This window comes from Qipengyuania sp. SM2512 (assembly GCF_054954005.1).
This window is the reverse complement of sequence record NZ_CM143134.1, coordinates 2,510,357-2,525,135: the sequence shown is the minus strand read 5'-3', so window position 1 is coordinate 2,525,135 and position 14,779 is coordinate 2,510,357. Positions and strand designations below refer to the sequence as shown.

The window sequence follows — 14,779 nt, the reverse complement described above, 5'->3', positions numbered from 1 at the left end:
TCGCGCTCAGCCGGCCTTGCCGACATAGCTGCGCGCATAGACATCGACGATGATCCGCGTGCCGCTCTCGATATGCGGCGGAACCATCACCCGTACCCCGTTCTCGAGCACCGCGGGCTTGAAGCTGGAGGAGGCGGTCTGCCCCTTCACCACCGCATCGGCCTCGACGATAGTCGCCTCGATCTGGTCGGGGAGCTGGACCGAGATCGGGCGGTCTTCCCACAGTTCCAGCGTGACGACCATGCCGTCCTCGAGGAAGGGACGCTCGTCGCCCAGCAGGTCGGTATCGAGATTGATCTGCTCGTAGTTTTCCTGGTCCATGAACACCAGCGCCTCGCCGTCCTCGAACAGGAACTGATAATCCTTGGTCTCGAGCCGGACCTTCTCGATCGTGTCGGCGCTGCGGAATCGGACATTGGTCTTCCGGCCGTCCTGCAGGTTCTTCATCTCGACCTGCATATAGGCCCCGCCCTTGCCCGGCTGGGTATGCTGGATCTTGGCCACCTTCCAGATGCCCTTCTCATATTCGAGAATATTGCCGGGACGGATGTCCACACCGCTGATCTTCATGGGGTTCTGCCTTCGATTGGGGGAGCGGCGCGCGAGGGCGCGCCACCGCACGTGCCGCGGCGCTTAGCCGAGCGGTCGGTTCGGAGCAAGGTGGGTGGCGTCGCCGGCGGGGCTGCGCTATCGTGCGGATACTCCGTCATGATACGCAGACCCGCCCTTCTCGCCCTTCTCGCCCTTTGCGGCCTCTCGCTGTTCGGTGCCGACCTCGCGCAGGCCGGTGCCCGCGACCGGATCGGAACGCTGCCGCAGGGCCGCTACGAGTGCGGGTTGCCGGGAGATGCCGCGGGCGAGGCCTGGGTGGTCGATCCGGCCTACAATTTCTCGATCTCGAGCGCATCGCGCTACGTCAGCCCCCAGGGCAAGGGGACCTATCTGTTGACCGGGCACGACGTGATCTTCACCCGCGGGCCGATGAAGGACATGCGGATGCGGCGCCACGCCTCGGGTCTGCTGCAGCAGGTCGATGCCGATGGCGAGCTGGGCCGGTTGCGCTGTCACCGCGTCGGCAGCTAGCCTTCCCCCGGATTACTCGCCGGTCAGCAGCGGATAGGGGTTGATCGCGTTGGCGGGTTCCCACCATTGGGCATCCGCGGTGGTCTGCAGGATGGCGAAATGCAGGTGCGGCGTGTCGCTCTCGGCATTGCCGCTGCTCCCCACCGTGCCGAGCCGCTGTCCGCGCCGGATTCGCTGGCCCTCCTTGAGGCCCTCGGCATATTCGTCGAGATGGGCATAATAATGGATCGTGGTGGCATCGCTGGTGCGCACATAGACCGTGTTGCCGCCCGCGCGCGAGCGGTACAGCTTCTCGATTGTGCCCGCACCCGCCGCGCGCACCGTGGTGCCCACCGGGGCCATGATGTCGAGCGCCTCGTGCAGCCGCGCGCCGTCGCCGCGCGCCTGGGTGAATGTGTCGCTGAGGTCGGAGGCGCGGATATTGAGCACCGGGATCATGAGATTGTCGCTGTTTCCCGAGGCAGGCTCACGATCGGGCTCGCCGTCGAGCGGTTCGGCGGGTGCCGCGTCGTTCGGCAGGCTGTCGATGGCAGGCGATGGGCTCGGCGCAGCCTCGGCGGGGCGCGTCGCGCCGCGCTGGTTATCGCTGGTGGCGTTCTCGATCAGGCTGCCGCCCGCGACGATCCAAACCGCGCTGGTCAGGGTAGCGGTTACAATGATGGTGAGGATGCGATCGATTAGGCCCATACCGCGCTATAGACCGGGCCGGCCCAAACATTCCAGCGGCATCGACCGGGCGGCAGGTGCCGCCTATTGCGCAGACTGGGTCTGGGCCGCCTCGATCTGCGCCGCGAAAGCCTTCACCGCCGCGGCCTCGTCGCCGTTCCAGACCGCGCCCGAAACCGCGAGGAAATCGGCCCCGGCCTCGACCAGCGGGCGGCAATTGCCGGGGGTGATCCCACCGATCGCAACGCAGGGAATCTCGAACAGTCCGCTCCACCATACGAGCATCTCGGTGTCCGCGCGGTGGTCGCTGGATTTCGTCGTGCTGTCGAAGAAGGCGCCGAAGGCGACGTAGTCGGCGCCCGCGTCGCCCGCTTCCATCGCCAGATGGCGCGAGGCGTGGCAGGTGACGCCGATCTGCGCTTCGAGACCCAGTTCCTCGCGCGCCTCGCGCGGATCGCCGTCGCCCTGCCCCAGATGCACCCCGTCGGCCCCGATCCGCTTGGCCAACGGCACGCTGTCGTTGACGATGAAGGCGACATCGTGCGCAGCGCAGAGCGCCTGCAGCGGCTGCGCGAGCCGCGCCGCCTCGTGCTGGTCGAGGTCCTTGATCCGCAGCTGGAAAGCGGTAACGAGCCCGCCGCCGGCCTCGAGCGCACGTTCGAGCCGCTGGGGGAAGTCACCGCCGACGTCGAGCGGCGAGATCAGGTAAAGCTGGCATCCAATATCGGTCATGGGGGGGCTGTTAGCGCCGGGCGGCGGTTTCGTCACGCCCGCAAGCAGAGCTCCGGGACTGGCCATTCAGCCGCGCGACAGCGACTCGCACCCAAGCGGGTACCATGCAAACCCCGATCCTCGCTCGCTCCGCCCTGCTCCTCGCCCTTCCCGCGCTCGGGGCTTGCGCGATCATCCCGGATACGCCGCGCGTCGGGCAGGAGGCGGCGAGCCAGGGAACGCCGGTCGCGCTGGGGGAATCGGCGTGGCTGGGGGACGCGATCGTCACCCCGCTGGCCGTCGTCGAAGACAGCCGCTGCCCGGTCGATGCGCAATGCGTTCAGGCCGGCAAGCTGACGGTCTCGACCCGGATCACTTCGACCCATTGGCAGCAGACCGTCCCTCTGACGCTGGGCGAGCCGCATCAGGTCATGAACCGCAGTTTCCTTCTGGCCGCAGTCTCGCCAGTTCAAAGCGCCGGGCAGGAAACCCCGCCCGGCGCCTATCGCTTCACCTTCACCAGCGGACGCTAGCCCGCCGGCTGCGGACGGTCAGGCCGCGGTCTCACCCGTGCTGGCGCAGGTAATTTCGTCGATCGCATTGCCCAGCGCTTGGTCGAACTGCGCATCGTCCATCTTGGCTTCGAGAACCTCAAGCAGCGCGCGACTGAAGCTGGCGATCATGCCGTCGTTCTTCGCCAGCTCGCGGCAGGCCTGCTCGCGGCTATAGCCGCCCGAGAGCGCGACCACGCGCAGCACCTTGGGGTGGTCGATCAGCGGCTTGTAGAGATTGGGCTCGCTGGGGATGGTCAGCTTCCACATCACCTGCTGGCCCTCGGGCACCCGCTCGAGCTGATCGAGCGCATTCGCCAGCACCAGTGCTTCGGCCTGCGGGCGGGTCTCGCTCTTGAGGCTGACCTCGGGCTCGAGGATCGGCATGAGGCCCTTGCTCAGGATCTGCAGCCCGAAATCCATCTGCTGCGCGATGATCGCGGCCACGCCGTCGCGGTTCGCCTCGTGGATCACCGAGCGCATCTTGGTCCCGAACACGCCGAGCTCCTTGGCCCGCGCGCACAAGGCGTCGAGATTCGGGATCGGCTTCATCAGCTGGACGCCGTCGGCCTCGTCCTCCATCCCCTTGTCGACCTTGAGGAAGGGGACCACGTTGCGGCGGGCCAGCAGCGCCGGGATCGGCGAACCGTCCTTGCCGCAGCCTTCCATGGTCTTCTCGAACAGGATCGCGCCGAGCACCTTGCCATTGGAGAAGGAAGGCGAATCCACGATCCGGCAGCGCATCTCGTGGATTTTGGCGAACATCTCTTCTTCGCCGTTCCACTCGCTGTCCTCGACGCCATAGGCATTCAGCGCCTTGGGGGTCGATCCGCCCGACTGGTCGAGCGCGGCGATAAAGCCCTGACCGGTGGCGATACGCGCCTTCATTTCTTCGAAGTTCATAAGACAATCCCTGCTGTTGGCGTCATTTTCGGATCATGCGCGGGCCATACCCAGCCCCCGGAGTCGCCGCAACTGGCCAATGCAGGTAACTTTGGCGGCGATCATGCGTATTCCCATGGCAAGCCATGGAGAAAAATCGATGCTCGACGAGACCCAGGAAAGACTGTGCGACACCAATCCGACCGAATTTTCGGATCTGAAGGCGCTGACGATCAATTGCACGCTCAAGCGCTCGCCCGAGAGTTCGCATACCGCCACCCTGCTGGGCGTGGTCGAGACGATCCTCGAGCGCAACCGCGTGCAACTGGAGCAGGTCCGCCTGGTCGACCACGTCATCGCGCCGGGCGTCTATCCCGACATGACCGAGCGCGGCGCGGAGCGCGACGACTGGCCGCAGATCTGGGAAAAGGTCGCAGCGGCCGATATCCTCGTGATCGGAACGCCGATCTGGCTGGGCGAGAAAAGCTCGGTCTGCAAACAGCTCATCGAGCGTCTCTACGCCCACTCCGGCCAGACCAACGCCAAGGGCCAATACGTCTTCTACGGCAAGACGGGCGGCTGCATCGTCACCGGCAATGAGGACGGCATCAAGCATGTCGGCATGGGCGTGCTCTACTCGCTGCAGCACATCGGCTACACCATCCCGCCGCAGGCCGACGCCGGCTGGGTCGGGGAGGCGGGGCCGGGCCCGAGCTATGGCGACGAGACCGAGGACGGCAAAAGCCGCGTCGGGTTCGACAACGACTTCACCCGCCGCAACACTACCTTCGCGACCTGGAACCTGATGCATATGGCGCGCATGCTCAAGGACGCGGGCGGCATCCCCTGCCATGGCAATTCGGTCGACCTGTGGAACGAGGGCCGGCGTTTCGACTCGCCGAACCCCGAGCACCGCTGAAGCAGCGTCAGCCGATCAGCGCAGCCACACCGGGCAGGTCGCGGCCTTCCATCCATTCGAGGAAGGCGCCGCCGGCGGTTGAAACATAGGTGAAATCCGCCGCGACGCCCGCCTGGTTGAGGGCGGCCACGGTATCGCCCCCGCCCGCGACCGAAACCAGCGATCCGTCCTGCGTCAGCGCTGCAGCGGTGCGCGCCAGGGCTACCGTGGCCTCGTCGAAGGGTTGGGTCTCGAACGCGCCAAGCGGGCCGTTCCAGACCAGCGTGCGGCAGGTCTTGAGGACGTCGGCGAGCGCCTCGACCGCGAGCGGGCCGACGTCGAGGATCATCTCGTCCTCGGCGACCTCGTGGACGTTGCAGGTGCGCAGGCTCGCCGGATTGGCGGCAAACTCCTTCGCGACCACGACGTCATAGGGCAGATGCACCGTGCAACCGGCGTGATCGGCCTCGTCCATGATCCGGTTGGCGGTCGCCACCAGATCGTGCTCGGCGAGGCTCTTGCCCACCGCCACGCCGCGCGCAGCGAGGAAGGTGTTGGCCATGCCGCCACCGATGATCAGATGCTGCACCTTGCCCACCAGATGGCTCAGCACATCGAGCTTACTCGAGACCTTGGCGCCGCCGACCACCGCCGCGACCGGGGTCTGCGGATTGCCCAGCGCGGCATCGAGTGCCTTCAGCTCGCGCTCCATCGAACGGCCGGCATAGGCAGAGAGCAGATGCGCCAGCCCCTCGGTCGAGGCATGCGCGCGGTGCGAGACCGAGAAGGCGTCGTTGACGTAGATGTCGCCCAGCGCCGCGATCCCGCGCGCGAATTCGGGGTCGTTGGCTTCCTCGCCCGGCCAGAAGCGGACGTTCTCGAGCAGACCGATATCGCCCGCGCGCAGGATGCCGATCGACTGCTCGACCACCGGGCCCATGACCTCGGGAATGAACATGATCTCGCGCCCGAGCACATCGCTCACATCGCCCTGGACGAAGCTGACGCTCATGGTCGAGTTGCGCTGCCCCTTGGGGCGGCCGTAATGCGCCAGCAGCAGCACCTTGGCGCCCTTGTCCGCGAGCTCGAGGATGGTGTCCTTCGAAGCCTCGACGCGGGTGACGTCGGTCGCCGATCCGTCCTGCATCGGCAGGTTGAGATCGACGCGCACCAGCGCGACCTTGCCGGTGAGATCGCCGAGATCGTCGAGAGTTTTGAAGGACGGCATTGGTGTTCCTCGAATGGGTGCATTGGGGAGCCGATGTTCCGGCCCCCCGTCGCGCAGATCAGATGAGCTTCGCCATCACTCCGGCGGTGTCAATCATCCGGTTGGAGAAGCCCCATTCATTGTCGTACCAGCTGACCACGCGCGCCAGCTTGCCGTCGGTGACCGAGGTTTCCAGGCTGTCGATGGTCGAGCTGGCCGGATAATGGTTGAAGTCGCTCGAGACCAGCGGCTGGTCGGTGTAGTCGAGCACGCCTTTCATCGCACCATCGGCAGCCGCCTTGAGCGCCGAGTTCAGTTCCTCGACGCTGGTGTCGCGGGTCGGGGTGAAGACCAGATCGACCAGGCTGACATTGGGTGTCGGTACGCGGACCGAGCTGCCGTCGAGCTTGCCGTTCAATTCGGGCAGCACCAGCCCGACCGCGCGCGCCGCGCCGGTGGTGGTGGGGATCATGTTCTGCGCCCCGCCGCGCGCCCGGCGCATGTCCGAATGCATCTGGTCGAGCATGCGCTGATCGTTGGTGTAGGAATGGATCGTGGTCATGAAGCCGCGCTCGATTCCGACGGTTTCATGGAGCACCTTGGCCACCGGCGCGAGGCAATTGGTGGTGCAGCTCGCGTTGGAGACGATCAAATCCTCGCTGGTGAGAACATCGTGGTTCACGCCGTACACTACGGTGGCGGTGACGTTCTTCGCCGGCGCCGAGATCAGCACCCGCTTGGCGCCCGCCTTGAGGTGCGGCTCGGCGGCTTCGTGCGACTGGAAGAAGCCGGTGCATTCGAGGACGATATCGATGCCCTGTGCGGCATGCGGCAGATTGCCGGGCTCGCGCTCCGAGGTCACCTGGATGGTCTTGCCGTTGACCGTGATCGTCTTGTCGCCGGTCTCGACCGTCCCGGGGAAGCGGCCGTGGGTGCTGTCGTACTGGAACAGCAGTGCGTTGGCCTTGGTGTCGGCGAGATCGTTGATCGAGACCAGTTCCAGATCGTGATCGTCGCGCTCGAGAATGGCGCGCGCCACGAGCCGGCCGATCCGTCCGAAACCGTTGATTGCAACCTTGGTGGTCATGCGAATAACTCCTGGTTAGGCTTTGAGTTTGTTCATGATTTGCGGAACGATGGCATCCGCCGTGAAACCGAATTTGGCAAACAGGTCTTCCGCCGGGGCGGAAGCGCCAAAGCGGTCGAGCCCGATGTTGAGCCCGTGCTCGCCCGTGTAGCGTTCCCAGCCGAAGGTCGTCCCCGCTTCGATCGAGACGCGCAGCGAATCCGCCGGGATGGTCTCGGCGCGGTAGGAATCGGGCTGCTCGTCGAACAGCTGGGTGCAGACCATCGACACCACCGCGGCAGATATGCCCTCCCCCTCGAGCCGCTCGGCGCATTCGACCGCGAGCTGAAGTTCCGAACCGGTCGCGATCAGCGTGACCCTGGCCTTGCCCTCGGGGCTCTTGAGGCGGTAGCCGCCCTTCGCGCTGAGCGAGGTCGGCTGGGCCTCGGTGCGCAGCTGCGGCAGGTTCTGGCGGCTAAGCGCGAGCACCGTTGGCCGGTCGCGCTGCTCGAGCGCGATCTGCCAGCATTCGGCGGTCTCGACCGTATCCGCGGGGCGCATGACCAGCAGATTGGGGATCATCCGCAGCGACTGGACGTGCTCCACCGGCTGGTGGGTCGGACCGTCCTCGCCCAGCCCGATGCTGTCGTGGGTCATGACATAGACCACCCGCGCCTGCTGCAGCGCCGAGAGCCGGATCGCGGCGCGGCAATAGTCGGTGAAGACCAGGAAGGTGCCGCCATAGGGGATCACCCCGCCGTGCAGCGCCATGCCGTTCATCGCCGCGGCCATGCCGAATTCGCGAATGCCGTAATAGATGTAGCGCCCCCCGCGGTTCTCGGCGGTGAAGGCTTCCATCCCGCCGGTCTTGGTGTTGTTCGATCCGGTCAGGTCGGCGCTGCCGCCGATCGTCTCGGGCAGAGAATCGTTGATCGCGCCCAGCGCCATCTCGCTGGCCTTGCGGGTGGCGACTTTCTGCGGCTCGGCGATCAAATCGTCGATATAGGATTCGAGACTGAACCCCTCGGGCAGATCGCCGGCCATTCGGCGCCCGAACTCGCCGCGCTGGTCGGCGGCGGAGAGCCGGCCGAGCCATTCGGTATGCAGCTTCGCCCCGCGATTGGCGGTCTCGCGCCAGTCGGACTCGACCTGTTTGGGCAGTTCGAAAGGATGCGAATCCCAGACCAGTTCCTTGCGCGCGGCGGCGATTTCCTCGTCGCCGAGCGGCGCACCATGGGTGGCGCTTGTGCCCTGCTTGCCCGGCGCGCCCTTGCCGATCACGGTGCGGCAGGCGATCAGCGAGGGGCGCTCGTCGGCGACCGCTTCGTCGATCGCGCGGCGGATATCGGCGAAATCATGCCCGTCGCAGGCGACAACATGCCAGTTGGTCGCCTCGTAGCGCGCCATGATGTTCTCGCTCGTGGAGAGATCGGTCGCGCCGTCGATGGTGATCCTGTTGTCGTCCCACAGCACGATCAACCGGCCAAGCTCGAGATGACCCGCCAGCCCGATCGCCTCGTGATTGAGGCCTTCCATCAGGCAGCCGTCGCCCGCGATCGTCCAGGTGCGGTGATCGACCAGTTCGTCGCCGAATTGCGCGTTGAGATGGCGTTCGGCGATCGCCATGCCCACCGCCATGCCCAGCCCCTGGCCCAGCGGGCCGGTGGTGCATTCGACGCCGTCGAGTAGGAAATTCTCCGGATGGCCGGCGCAAGGGCTGCCCAGCTTCCGAAAATTGCGCAGATCGTCCATCGTCGGCGCGGCATAGCCCGAGAGGTGCAGCAGGCTGTAGATCAGCATCGATCCATGGCCAGCGCTGAGCACGAAGCGGTCGCGATCGGCCCAATCGGGGGCGTCGGGATCGTGCTTGAGATATTCGCTCCACAGCACGGTCGCGACATCGGCCATGCCCATCGGCATTCCGGGGTGGCCGGAATTGGCCGCCTGCACCGCATCCATCGAAAGAGCCCGGATGGCATTGGCCATCTGGACCATGCGCGGTGTCTCGAGGCTCATGCTGCAATTCTCCGGGAAATGGGGGCGATTCGGCGCGCGCGAAGCCATCGCGAAGGCGTGGCGCAAGGTCAAGCCGGGCAGGCGATCGGGGTCTTGCCCGATGGAATTCGGAGGAGTTATCAACAGGGCGCTCCAAGCCTTTGCCCGGGCAGCCGAATCCGCCTATATCGGAGCGACCATGCCGGACGATCGCATCGCTTCCGCCTACGACAGGATCGAGGCTACCCTGGGCCGGATCGAGCGCAGCGCCCGCGCGCACTCCGCCGCCCATCCCCCCGAAGCCGATCCCGATCTGGCCGCGCGCCATGCCATACTGCGCGAGACGGTTTCCGCCAGCCTCGCAGAACTGGACCGGCTGATCGAGAGACTGGAACCATGAGCGAGGTCGTGCTCACGGTCGGCGGGCGCAAATACACGCTGCGCTGCGAGGATGGTCAGGAGGATCACATCCGCCATCTCGCCGCGGTGGTCGATGCCAAGCTGGGCGAAGGCGCCAGCCAATTGCCCGCCATGGAAGCCAAGAACCTGCTGTTTGCGGCGCTGTTTCTGGCCGACGAGCTCGAGGAGGCGCGCAAATCCGGCGGGTCCGAGGATCGCGGCGACATCGCCGAGGGCCTCGAAGCTCTGGCGCTCCGGCTCGAAAAGACTGCCGAAGCCCTTGAGCAAGCGCATCCGAACGCCTAAATAGATCAGTGGCGGGACTGCCCGGCACGAGCCACATGAACATCCCTGAGGCTATAAGTAAATACCTAGGGAGCTGTCCCTGTCCGGATCACGGGTTCGTCCTGCGGGTCCGGTGCATACGGCGCCCACCTGACGTCCACGCGTCAGAGGATTTCATGGCAAACGACCCATGGTGGTTCCGTCACCGATTTGCATAACCCCGGTCCGCCGGGCGACAGGGGCGCCGCGTGCCAGACAAGAGCGAACTCAGGACCACATTGCGCAGCGCGCGCCGCGAGCATGTGCAGGCCATCCCGGCCGCCATGCGCGCGCTGATCTTCCATCGCCCGCCCGCGCCGCTGCTCGAACTCGTTCCCGCCGACGCCACGATCGGGCTCTATGCCGCAGGACCCTTCGAAGCACCCGCCGCCGCCTATGCGAAGTTCTTCTTCGAGGCCGGGCATGCGCTCGCGCTGCCGCGTTTCGCGACGCGCAATGCGGATATGGAATTCGCCCGCCACGAGGATCCCTTCGAGGAAAGCGACTGCGAAATCGGGCCGTTCGGCATGTTCCAGCCCGTCGCAACCGCGGAAGCGATCGTCCCCGATCTGCTGTTCGTGCCGCTGATCGGCTTCACCGACACCGGTGCGCGGCTTGGCCAGGGCGGCGGTCACTACGACCGCTGGCTGGCGGGGCATCCGGGCACGACCGCGATCGGGCTCGCCTGGGACATGCAGAAAGTCGCCGAGATCCCGCAGGAGAGCCACGACATGCCGCTGAGCGCCGTCGTGACCCCCACCCGCATCTACGGTCCATTCTGATGCGCGAGGAACCGACGCTGCGGATTCCTCTCGGAGTCCTTGCCCTGCTCGTCGCCCTGCTCGCTTACGGGATCGCCGTCGCGAGCTTCGTCATGCCGCTGATCGCGAACTGGCATATAATCGCGCAGACCGTGGTCTATCTTGTGCTCGGCGTGATCTGGCTGCTGCCGCTGCGGCGCTTCCTGATCTGGATGGAAACCGGCCGCTGGGGCTAGCCGCCGGACCCGCCGCCGGGAACCGGGACAATCGCGCCATGGTTCTACAATCATGCCCGAACTGCCCGAAAACGAAGCCCAGCGCCTGACGCTCGAGCGCGAGTGCCTTCACCGCACTGTCGAGGCCGCAGAACTGGGCGACAACATCGCCCATATCGACCTGCCCGGCGACAACGAACTGGGCCGCCTCAAGGGCCGCCAGTTCACCGAGACCCGCCGTCACGGGAAGAACATCTTCCTCGGCAGCAAGAGCGGCCCCTGGATCACCGTCCATCTCGGGATGAGCGGCTGGCTGATCCCCTATGACGCGCCCGAGCCGGAGCCCGACCACACCAAGTTCCGGATCGTCTTCGAAGGCGACCGCCGGCTGGCCTTCCGCTGCCCGCGCAAGCTCGGCCATGTGAAGATTGTCGAGGATCCCGACGAATATATCCTTGCGCAGAAGCTCGGGCCGGATGCGCTGGCGATTGACCGCGGCGTCTTCACCAATTTCATCGGCGGTTCGAAAGCGACGATCAAATCCGCGCTGATGGATCAGAACCGCATCGCCGGGATCGGCAATCTGTGGTCGGACGAAATCCTGTTCCAAACGGGTCTCGACCCGGCATCTAGGGGAAGCGATCTCGATGATGAAACGCTCGACACTCTATTCGACATTATGCGGGAGGCACTGTCGAAAGGTGTCGATGTCGAAGCCGACTATTCCCGCCTTCCAGACGATTGGTTGATTCCCAACCGCAAAGACGGCGAACCCTGCCCGCGCACCGGATGCGGCGGCAGTCTGACCCACCGCAACGTGGGCGGCCGGACGGCCTATTATTGTCCGGTCCATCAATCGTGAAAAGGTAGGTTCCCAAGTGGCGCGAGTGACGGGACTTGAACCCGCGACCTCCGGCGTGACAGGCCGGCGCTCTAACCAACTGAGCTACACCCGCGCATCTAAGAAGCGACTGGGAGCGACCAGCGCCGCTTGGGAGCCGGGCCACTAAGGCAGCCCCCGATTCCTGTCAATGCCCGTCCGGAGGAAAAAACGGAGCTGTGCGAAACCTTTTTCCACGGCCCCTCCGGCGCCCGTCGAAAGCGATGATGGTGAACGCGCTTTAACCCTATCTTGAGGTCGCGAGCGCATAGCGGATCGCGAACACTACGGGGGGCAATTCCATGCGTTCGATCCTGCTCATTGCGAGCATTTTGTTTCTGGGGACCGCCGCTGCGGCAACCGGTACGGCGCTGTCGATCCAGCGTTCGGTCTTCGTTGAAACCGCGCAGGGCGGCGGCGTTGCGCTCGAACCCGCCACCACGCTGTCGCCCGGCGACCGGGTGGTGCTGGTGATGCAATGGGAGGGGCGCAGGCCCGCAAGGCCATTCACGCTGGCGAGCCGGATCCCCGAGACGCTGTCCTACCAGCGCGCCGCCGACGATGAGGTCGAAGTCTCGGTCGAAGGCGGCAGGCGATGGGGCCGCCTGAGCGAGCTGCGCCGCGGCCAGCGCGCCGCGCAGCCCGAGGAGGTCACGCACCTGCGCTGGCGCGTCGGCGCTAGCGACAGAAGCGGGATGCGCAGCTTCAGCGCGGTGGTGCGCTGAAGCCGCTCACGCGCTAATCAGTCGACCAGGAGCAGCGCGGGCGCCTCGAGCAGCTGCTTGAGCGCCTGAACGAAGCTCGCCGCGTCGTAACCATCGACCACGCGGTGGTCGCAGCTGATCGAGATGTTCATCAGCTTGCGCTTCTCGATCCGCTCGCCGCCCTGCCCGTCGGCGACATACATCGGCCGCTCGATGATCCGGTTGGGGCCGATGATCGCGACCTCGGGGCGGTTGATCACCGGCGTGGTCGCGACCCCGCCGAGCGGACCGAGCGAGGTTACGGTAAGCGTTCCGCCCTGGAGTTCTTCGCTGGTCGCCTTGCCGTCGCGCGCCGCCTCGGCGAGCCGGACGATTTCCTTGGCGAGCTGCCACAGGTTGCGCGATTGCGCGTCGCGGATGACCGGAACCATCAGCCCCGCATCGGTCTGCGCTGCCATGCCGAGATGGACCGCGCCGTGGCGCGTGACCACCCCGCCCTCATCGTCGTAGCGGGCGTTAATCATCGGGAAGTCTGGTACGGTCTTGCAGATTGCGGCGATCAGCAGCGGCAGCATGGTGAGCTTTGGCCGGTCCCCGCGGTTGGAATTTAGCTGCCCGCGCAGCACTTCCAGATCGGTGACATCGACTTCCTCGACATAGGAAAAATGCGGGATGTTGCGCTTGGAAGCGGCCATGTTCTCGGCGATGCGGCGGCGCATGCCGATAACCTTGCGCTGCTCGTCCTCGCGGGCGCGGCCGGCGGGTGCATAGCCGCCGCTGTAGGACAGGAAGCTGTCGAGATCGCCGTGACGGACGCGGCCATCCTCGGCGGGTTTCACATCGCCCAGATCCACGCCGAGTTCTTTCGCGCGCTTGCGCACCGCGGGAGAGGCGAGGACCTTGGCATGCGAGGTTGGAGCAGGTGCGGGCGTCGGCGCCGGCAGATCGGCCGGCTTGGGGTCGGCGGCACGCGCATCGTCGGCGTCGGACGCGTCGGGATTCTCGGTCTCGATCCGCCGGGTGACGTCCTCGTCCTTGGGAGCGGGCGCATCGCTTGCAGCGGGCGCCGGAGCCGGAGCCGGGCTGTCGCCCTCGACCTGTTCGGCGATATCCTCGGGCACCTCGCCCTCGACCTCGATCACCACCAGCATCGCGCCGATCGAGACCATCTCGCCCTCTTCGCCGGCGATCTGGGTGATCGTCCCGGTGACCGGGCTCTCGAGCGGCACGGTGGCCTTGTCGGTCATCATGTCGACGAATTCCTCGTCTTCCTCGACCCGGTCGCCGACCGCCTTGTGCCAGGCGACGATCTCCGCCTCGGCGATTCCTTCGCCGATATCGGGCATTGTGAAGGTGAAAGTCGCCATGATGCTTACTCGCTCAAGATCTTGTCGATGGCCTCGCCGATGCGGACCGGGCCGGGGAAATAGGCCCATTCGAGACTGTGGGGATAGGGGGTGTCGAAGCCGGTCACGCGCAGCACCGGGGCTTCGAGATGGTAGAAGCAGCGTTCGGTCACCAGCGCCGAAAGCTCGGCGCCGAAACCGGCGGTGCGGGTCGCCTCGTGAACGATCATGCAGCGACCGGTCTTCCGGACCGAAGCCTCGATCGCCTCGATATCGAGCGGCACCAGCGAACGCAGGTCGAGGATTTCGGCATCCACGCCCTTTTGCCGGCACACTTCCTCGGCGACATGCACCATGGTCCCATAGGCGAGCACGGTGAGCGCCTCGCCTTCGGTCACGATACGCGCCTTGCCCAGCGGGATGGAATAATGGCCCTCGGGGACAATGCTGGCGGCGTGCTTCTTCCAAGGCTGCGCGGGCTTATCGTAATAGCCGTTGAACGGGCCGTTGTAGATCCGCTTGGGCTCGAAGAAGATCACCGGATCATTGTCCTCGATCGCCGCGATCAGCAGGCCCTTGGCGTCATAGGGGGTCGAGGGGATGACGGTCTTGAGGCCCGAGACATGCGCGAAGATCGCCTCGGGGCTCTGGCTGTGGGTCTGTCCGCCGAATATGCCGCCGCCGAAGGGCGTGCGAACCGTGATCGGGGCGATGTATTCCGCCGCCGAACGATAGCGCAGCCGCGCCGCCTCGGAAATGAGCTGGTCGAGCCCGGGATAGATGTAGTCGGCGAACTGGATCTCGGGCACCGGGCGCAGGCCATAGGCCCCCATCCCCACCGCCGCGGCGATGATTCCGCATTCGGAAATCGGCGTGTCGAAGACGCGGGTCTTGCCGTATTTCTCCTGCAGCCCCGCGGTGCAGCGGAACACGCCGCCGAAATAGCCGACATCCTCGCCCATGATCACGATATCGGGATCGCGCGCCATGGTGACGTCGAGCGCTTCGTTGATCGCCTCGATCATGTTGAGGCGGCGTTCGGTGCCCGCCCCGGCTTCGCTCTCGGGAGCGGTCTGGGTGTCGGCTTGAGC

General features: G+C 65.9%; 18 protein-coding genes and 1 tRNA gene. 9 read left to right on the top strand and 10 right to left on the bottom strand.

Annotated features, from left to right (window positions below; genetic code table 11):
* Positions 1–6 precede the first annotated feature (6 nt).
* Positions 7–570: an elongation factor P gene (gene efp, locus ACQ5J0_RS12620; protein WP_462567856.1), complete on the bottom strand. Its 564-nt coding sequence runs from the start codon at positions 568–570 to the stop codon at positions 7–9.
* A gap of 138 nt (positions 571–708) precedes the next feature.
* Between efp and ACQ5J0_RS12615 the strand changes: the two genes are divergently transcribed.
* Positions 709–1,083 (top strand): elongation factor P, encoded by a 375-nt coding sequence (locus ACQ5J0_RS12615; protein ID WP_462567855.1) that lies wholly within the window; start codon positions 709–711, stop codon positions 1,081–1,083.
* A 12-nt stretch (positions 1,084–1,095) separates the two neighbouring features.
* Here the strand turns inward: ACQ5J0_RS12615 and ACQ5J0_RS12610 are convergent, their stop codons facing one another.
* Positions 1,096–1,770 (bottom strand): M23 family metallopeptidase, encoded by a 675-nt coding sequence (locus ACQ5J0_RS12610; protein WP_462567854.1) that lies wholly within the window; start codon positions 1,768–1,770, stop codon positions 1,096–1,098.
* 63 nt (positions 1,771–1,833) lie between these two features.
* Complete coding sequence (gene thiE, locus ACQ5J0_RS12605) at positions 1,834–2,481, bottom strand: thiamine phosphate synthase (RefSeq protein WP_462567853.1); 648 nt, start codon at positions 2,479–2,481, stop codon at positions 1,834–1,836.
* A gap of 104 nt (positions 2,482–2,585) precedes the next feature.
* Here thiE and ACQ5J0_RS12600 point away from each other — a divergent pair, with 104 nt between their 5' ends.
* The gene (locus ACQ5J0_RS12600) at positions 2,586–2,993 is read left to right on the top strand and encodes an MBL fold metallo-hydrolase (RefSeq protein WP_462567852.1); all 408 of its coding nucleotides are present in this window, start codon (positions 2,586–2,588) and stop codon (positions 2,991–2,993) included.
* Positions 2,994–3,011: 18 nt separating this feature from the next.
* Here ACQ5J0_RS12600 and ACQ5J0_RS12595 read toward each other — a convergent pair whose 3' ends face one another.
* A complete protein-coding gene (locus ACQ5J0_RS12595) occupies positions 3,012–3,914 on the bottom strand; it encodes a fructose bisphosphate aldolase (protein ID WP_462567851.1) in 903 nt (300 codons plus the stop codon).
* Between the two features lie 139 nt (positions 3,915–4,053).
* On the opposite strand from ACQ5J0_RS12595, the gene ACQ5J0_RS12590 reads away from it, so the two are divergent.
* The gene (locus ACQ5J0_RS12590) at positions 4,054–4,812 is read left to right on the top strand and encodes a flavodoxin family protein (RefSeq protein WP_462567850.1); all 759 of its coding nucleotides are present in this window, start codon (positions 4,054–4,056) and stop codon (positions 4,810–4,812) included.
* Positions 4,813–4,819: 7 nt separating this feature from the next.
* Here the strand turns inward: ACQ5J0_RS12590 and ACQ5J0_RS12585 are convergent, their stop codons facing one another.
* From ACQ5J0_RS12585 to tkt, 3 genes are read right to left on the bottom strand one after another with little or no spacing between them, the layout of a single operon-like run.
* Complete coding sequence (locus ACQ5J0_RS12585; RefSeq protein WP_462567848.1) at positions 4,820–6,019, bottom strand: phosphoglycerate kinase; 1,200 nt, start codon at positions 6,017–6,019, stop codon at positions 4,820–4,822.
* Between the two features lie 58 nt (positions 6,020–6,077).
* Complete coding sequence (gap, locus tag ACQ5J0_RS12580; protein WP_462567847.1) at positions 6,078–7,085, bottom strand: type I glyceraldehyde-3-phosphate dehydrogenase; 1,008 nt, start codon at positions 7,083–7,085, stop codon at positions 6,078–6,080.
* Positions 7,086–7,100: 15 nt separating this feature from the next.
* Complete coding sequence (gene tkt / locus ACQ5J0_RS12575) at positions 7,101–9,080, bottom strand: transketolase (protein ID WP_462567845.1); 1,980 nt, start codon at positions 9,078–9,080, stop codon at positions 7,101–7,103.
* On the opposite strand from tkt, the gene ACQ5J0_RS12570 reads away from it, so the two are divergent.
* From ACQ5J0_RS12570 to ACQ5J0_RS12550, 5 genes are all read left to right on the top strand, one after another.
* Positions 9,079–9,459 carry a hypothetical protein gene (locus ACQ5J0_RS12570; protein ID WP_462567844.1) on the top strand — a complete coding sequence of 127 codons (381 nt, stop codon included), beginning with the start codon at positions 9,079–9,081 and terminating at the stop codon, positions 9,457–9,459. The genes tkt and ACQ5J0_RS12570 overlap by 2 nt on opposite strands.
* Entirely contained in the window at positions 9,456–9,764 is a 309-nt protein-coding gene (locus ACQ5J0_RS12565; RefSeq protein ID WP_462567843.1) for a cell division protein ZapA, read from the top strand. Before ACQ5J0_RS12570 ends, ACQ5J0_RS12565 begins: the two co-directional genes overlap by 4 nt.
* 227 nt (positions 9,765–9,991) lie before the next feature.
* Positions 9,992–10,564: a 5-formyltetrahydrofolate cyclo-ligase gene (locus tag ACQ5J0_RS12560; protein WP_462567842.1), complete on the top strand. Its 573-nt coding sequence runs from the start codon at positions 9,992–9,994 to the stop codon at positions 10,562–10,564.
* On the top strand, positions 10,564–10,779 hold the full coding sequence (locus ACQ5J0_RS12555; protein WP_462567841.1) for a DUF2842 domain-containing protein: 216 nt from the start codon (positions 10,564–10,566) through the stop codon (positions 10,777–10,779). Before ACQ5J0_RS12560 ends, ACQ5J0_RS12555 begins: the two co-directional genes overlap by 1 nt.
* Before the next feature lie 52 nt (positions 10,780–10,831).
* Positions 10,832–11,620, top strand: coding sequence for an Fpg/Nei family DNA glycosylase (locus tag ACQ5J0_RS12550; RefSeq protein ID WP_462567840.1), 789 nt, complete (start codon positions 10,832–10,834; stop codon positions 11,618–11,620).
* 17 nt (positions 11,621–11,637) lie between these two features.
* Here ACQ5J0_RS12550 and ACQ5J0_RS12545 read toward each other — a convergent pair.
* Positions 11,638–11,714 (bottom strand) — tRNA-Asp (locus ACQ5J0_RS12545).
* 226 nt (positions 11,715–11,940) lie between these two features.
* Between ACQ5J0_RS12545 and ACQ5J0_RS12540 the strand changes: the two genes are divergently transcribed.
* Positions 11,941–12,363, top strand: a complete 423-nt coding sequence (locus ACQ5J0_RS12540) for a hypothetical protein (protein WP_462567839.1) — start codon at positions 11,941–11,943, stop codon at positions 12,361–12,363.
* Positions 12,364–12,380: 17 nt separating this feature from the next.
* On the opposite strand, the gene ACQ5J0_RS12535 is transcribed toward ACQ5J0_RS12540, so the two are convergent.
* Positions 12,381–13,709 (bottom strand): dihydrolipoamide acetyltransferase family protein, encoded by a 1,329-nt coding sequence (locus ACQ5J0_RS12535; protein ID WP_462567838.1) that lies wholly within the window; start codon positions 13,707–13,709, stop codon positions 12,381–12,383.
* Between the two features lie 5 nt (positions 13,710–13,714).
* Complete coding sequence (locus tag ACQ5J0_RS12530) at positions 13,715–14,713, bottom strand: alpha-ketoacid dehydrogenase subunit beta (protein WP_462570115.1); 999 nt, start codon at positions 14,711–14,713, stop codon at positions 13,715–13,717.
* Positions 14,714–14,779: the final 66 nt, after the last annotated feature.

Excerpts from the sequence above, each read along its gene's own strand:
- efp (WP_462567856.1), bottom strand. The coding sequence starts at position 570 with ATGAAGATCAGCGGTGTGGACATCCGTCCCGGCAATATTCTCGAATAT.
- ACQ5J0_RS12615 (WP_462567855.1), top strand. The coding sequence starts at position 709 with ATGATACGCAGACCCGCCCTTCTCGCCCTTCTCGCCCTTTGCGGCCTC.
- ACQ5J0_RS12610 (WP_462567854.1), bottom strand. The coding sequence starts at position 1,770 with ATGGGCCTAATCGATCGCATCCTCACCATCATTGTAACCGCTACCCTG.
- thiE (WP_462567853.1), bottom strand. The coding sequence starts at position 2,481 with ATGACCGATATTGGATGCCAGCTTTACCTGATCTCGCCGCTCGACGTC.
- ACQ5J0_RS12600 (WP_462567852.1), top strand. The coding sequence starts at position 2,586 with ATGCAAACCCCGATCCTCGCTCGCTCCGCCCTGCTCCTCGCCCTTCCC.
- ACQ5J0_RS12595 (WP_462567851.1), bottom strand. The coding sequence starts at position 3,914 with ATGAACTTCGAAGAAATGAAGGCGCGTATCGCCACCGGTCAGGGCTTT.
- ACQ5J0_RS12590 (WP_462567850.1), top strand. The coding sequence starts at position 4,054 with ATGCTCGACGAGACCCAGGAAAGACTGTGCGACACCAATCCGACCGAA.
- ACQ5J0_RS12585 (WP_462567848.1), bottom strand. The coding sequence starts at position 6,019 with ATGCCGTCCTTCAAAACTCTCGACGATCTCGGCGATCTCACCGGCAAG.
- gap (WP_462567847.1), bottom strand. The coding sequence starts at position 7,085 with ATGACCACCAAGGTTGCAATCAACGGTTTCGGACGGATCGGCCGGCTC.
- ACQ5J0_RS12570 (WP_462567844.1), top strand. The coding sequence starts at position 9,079 with ATGCTGCAATTCTCCGGGAAATGGGGGCGATTCGGCGCGCGCGAAGCC.
- tkt (WP_462567845.1), bottom strand. The coding sequence starts at position 9,080 with ATGAGCCTCGAGACACCGCGCATGGTCCAGATGGCCAATGCCATCCGG.
- ACQ5J0_RS12565 (WP_462567843.1), top strand. The coding sequence starts at position 9,456 with ATGAGCGAGGTCGTGCTCACGGTCGGCGGGCGCAAATACACGCTGCGC.
- ACQ5J0_RS12555 (WP_462567841.1), top strand. The coding sequence starts at position 10,564 with ATGCGCGAGGAACCGACGCTGCGGATTCCTCTCGGAGTCCTTGCCCTG.
- ACQ5J0_RS12550 (WP_462567840.1), top strand. The coding sequence starts at position 10,832 with ATGCCCGAACTGCCCGAAAACGAAGCCCAGCGCCTGACGCTCGAGCGC.
- ACQ5J0_RS12540 (WP_462567839.1), top strand. The coding sequence starts at position 11,941 with ATGCGTTCGATCCTGCTCATTGCGAGCATTTTGTTTCTGGGGACCGCC.
- ACQ5J0_RS12535 (WP_462567838.1), bottom strand. The coding sequence starts at position 13,709 with ATGGCGACTTTCACCTTCACAATGCCCGATATCGGCGAAGGAATCGCC.
- ACQ5J0_RS12530 (WP_462570115.1), bottom strand. The coding sequence starts at position 14,713 with ATGATCGAGGCGATCAACGAAGCGCTCGACGTCACCATGGCGCGCGAT.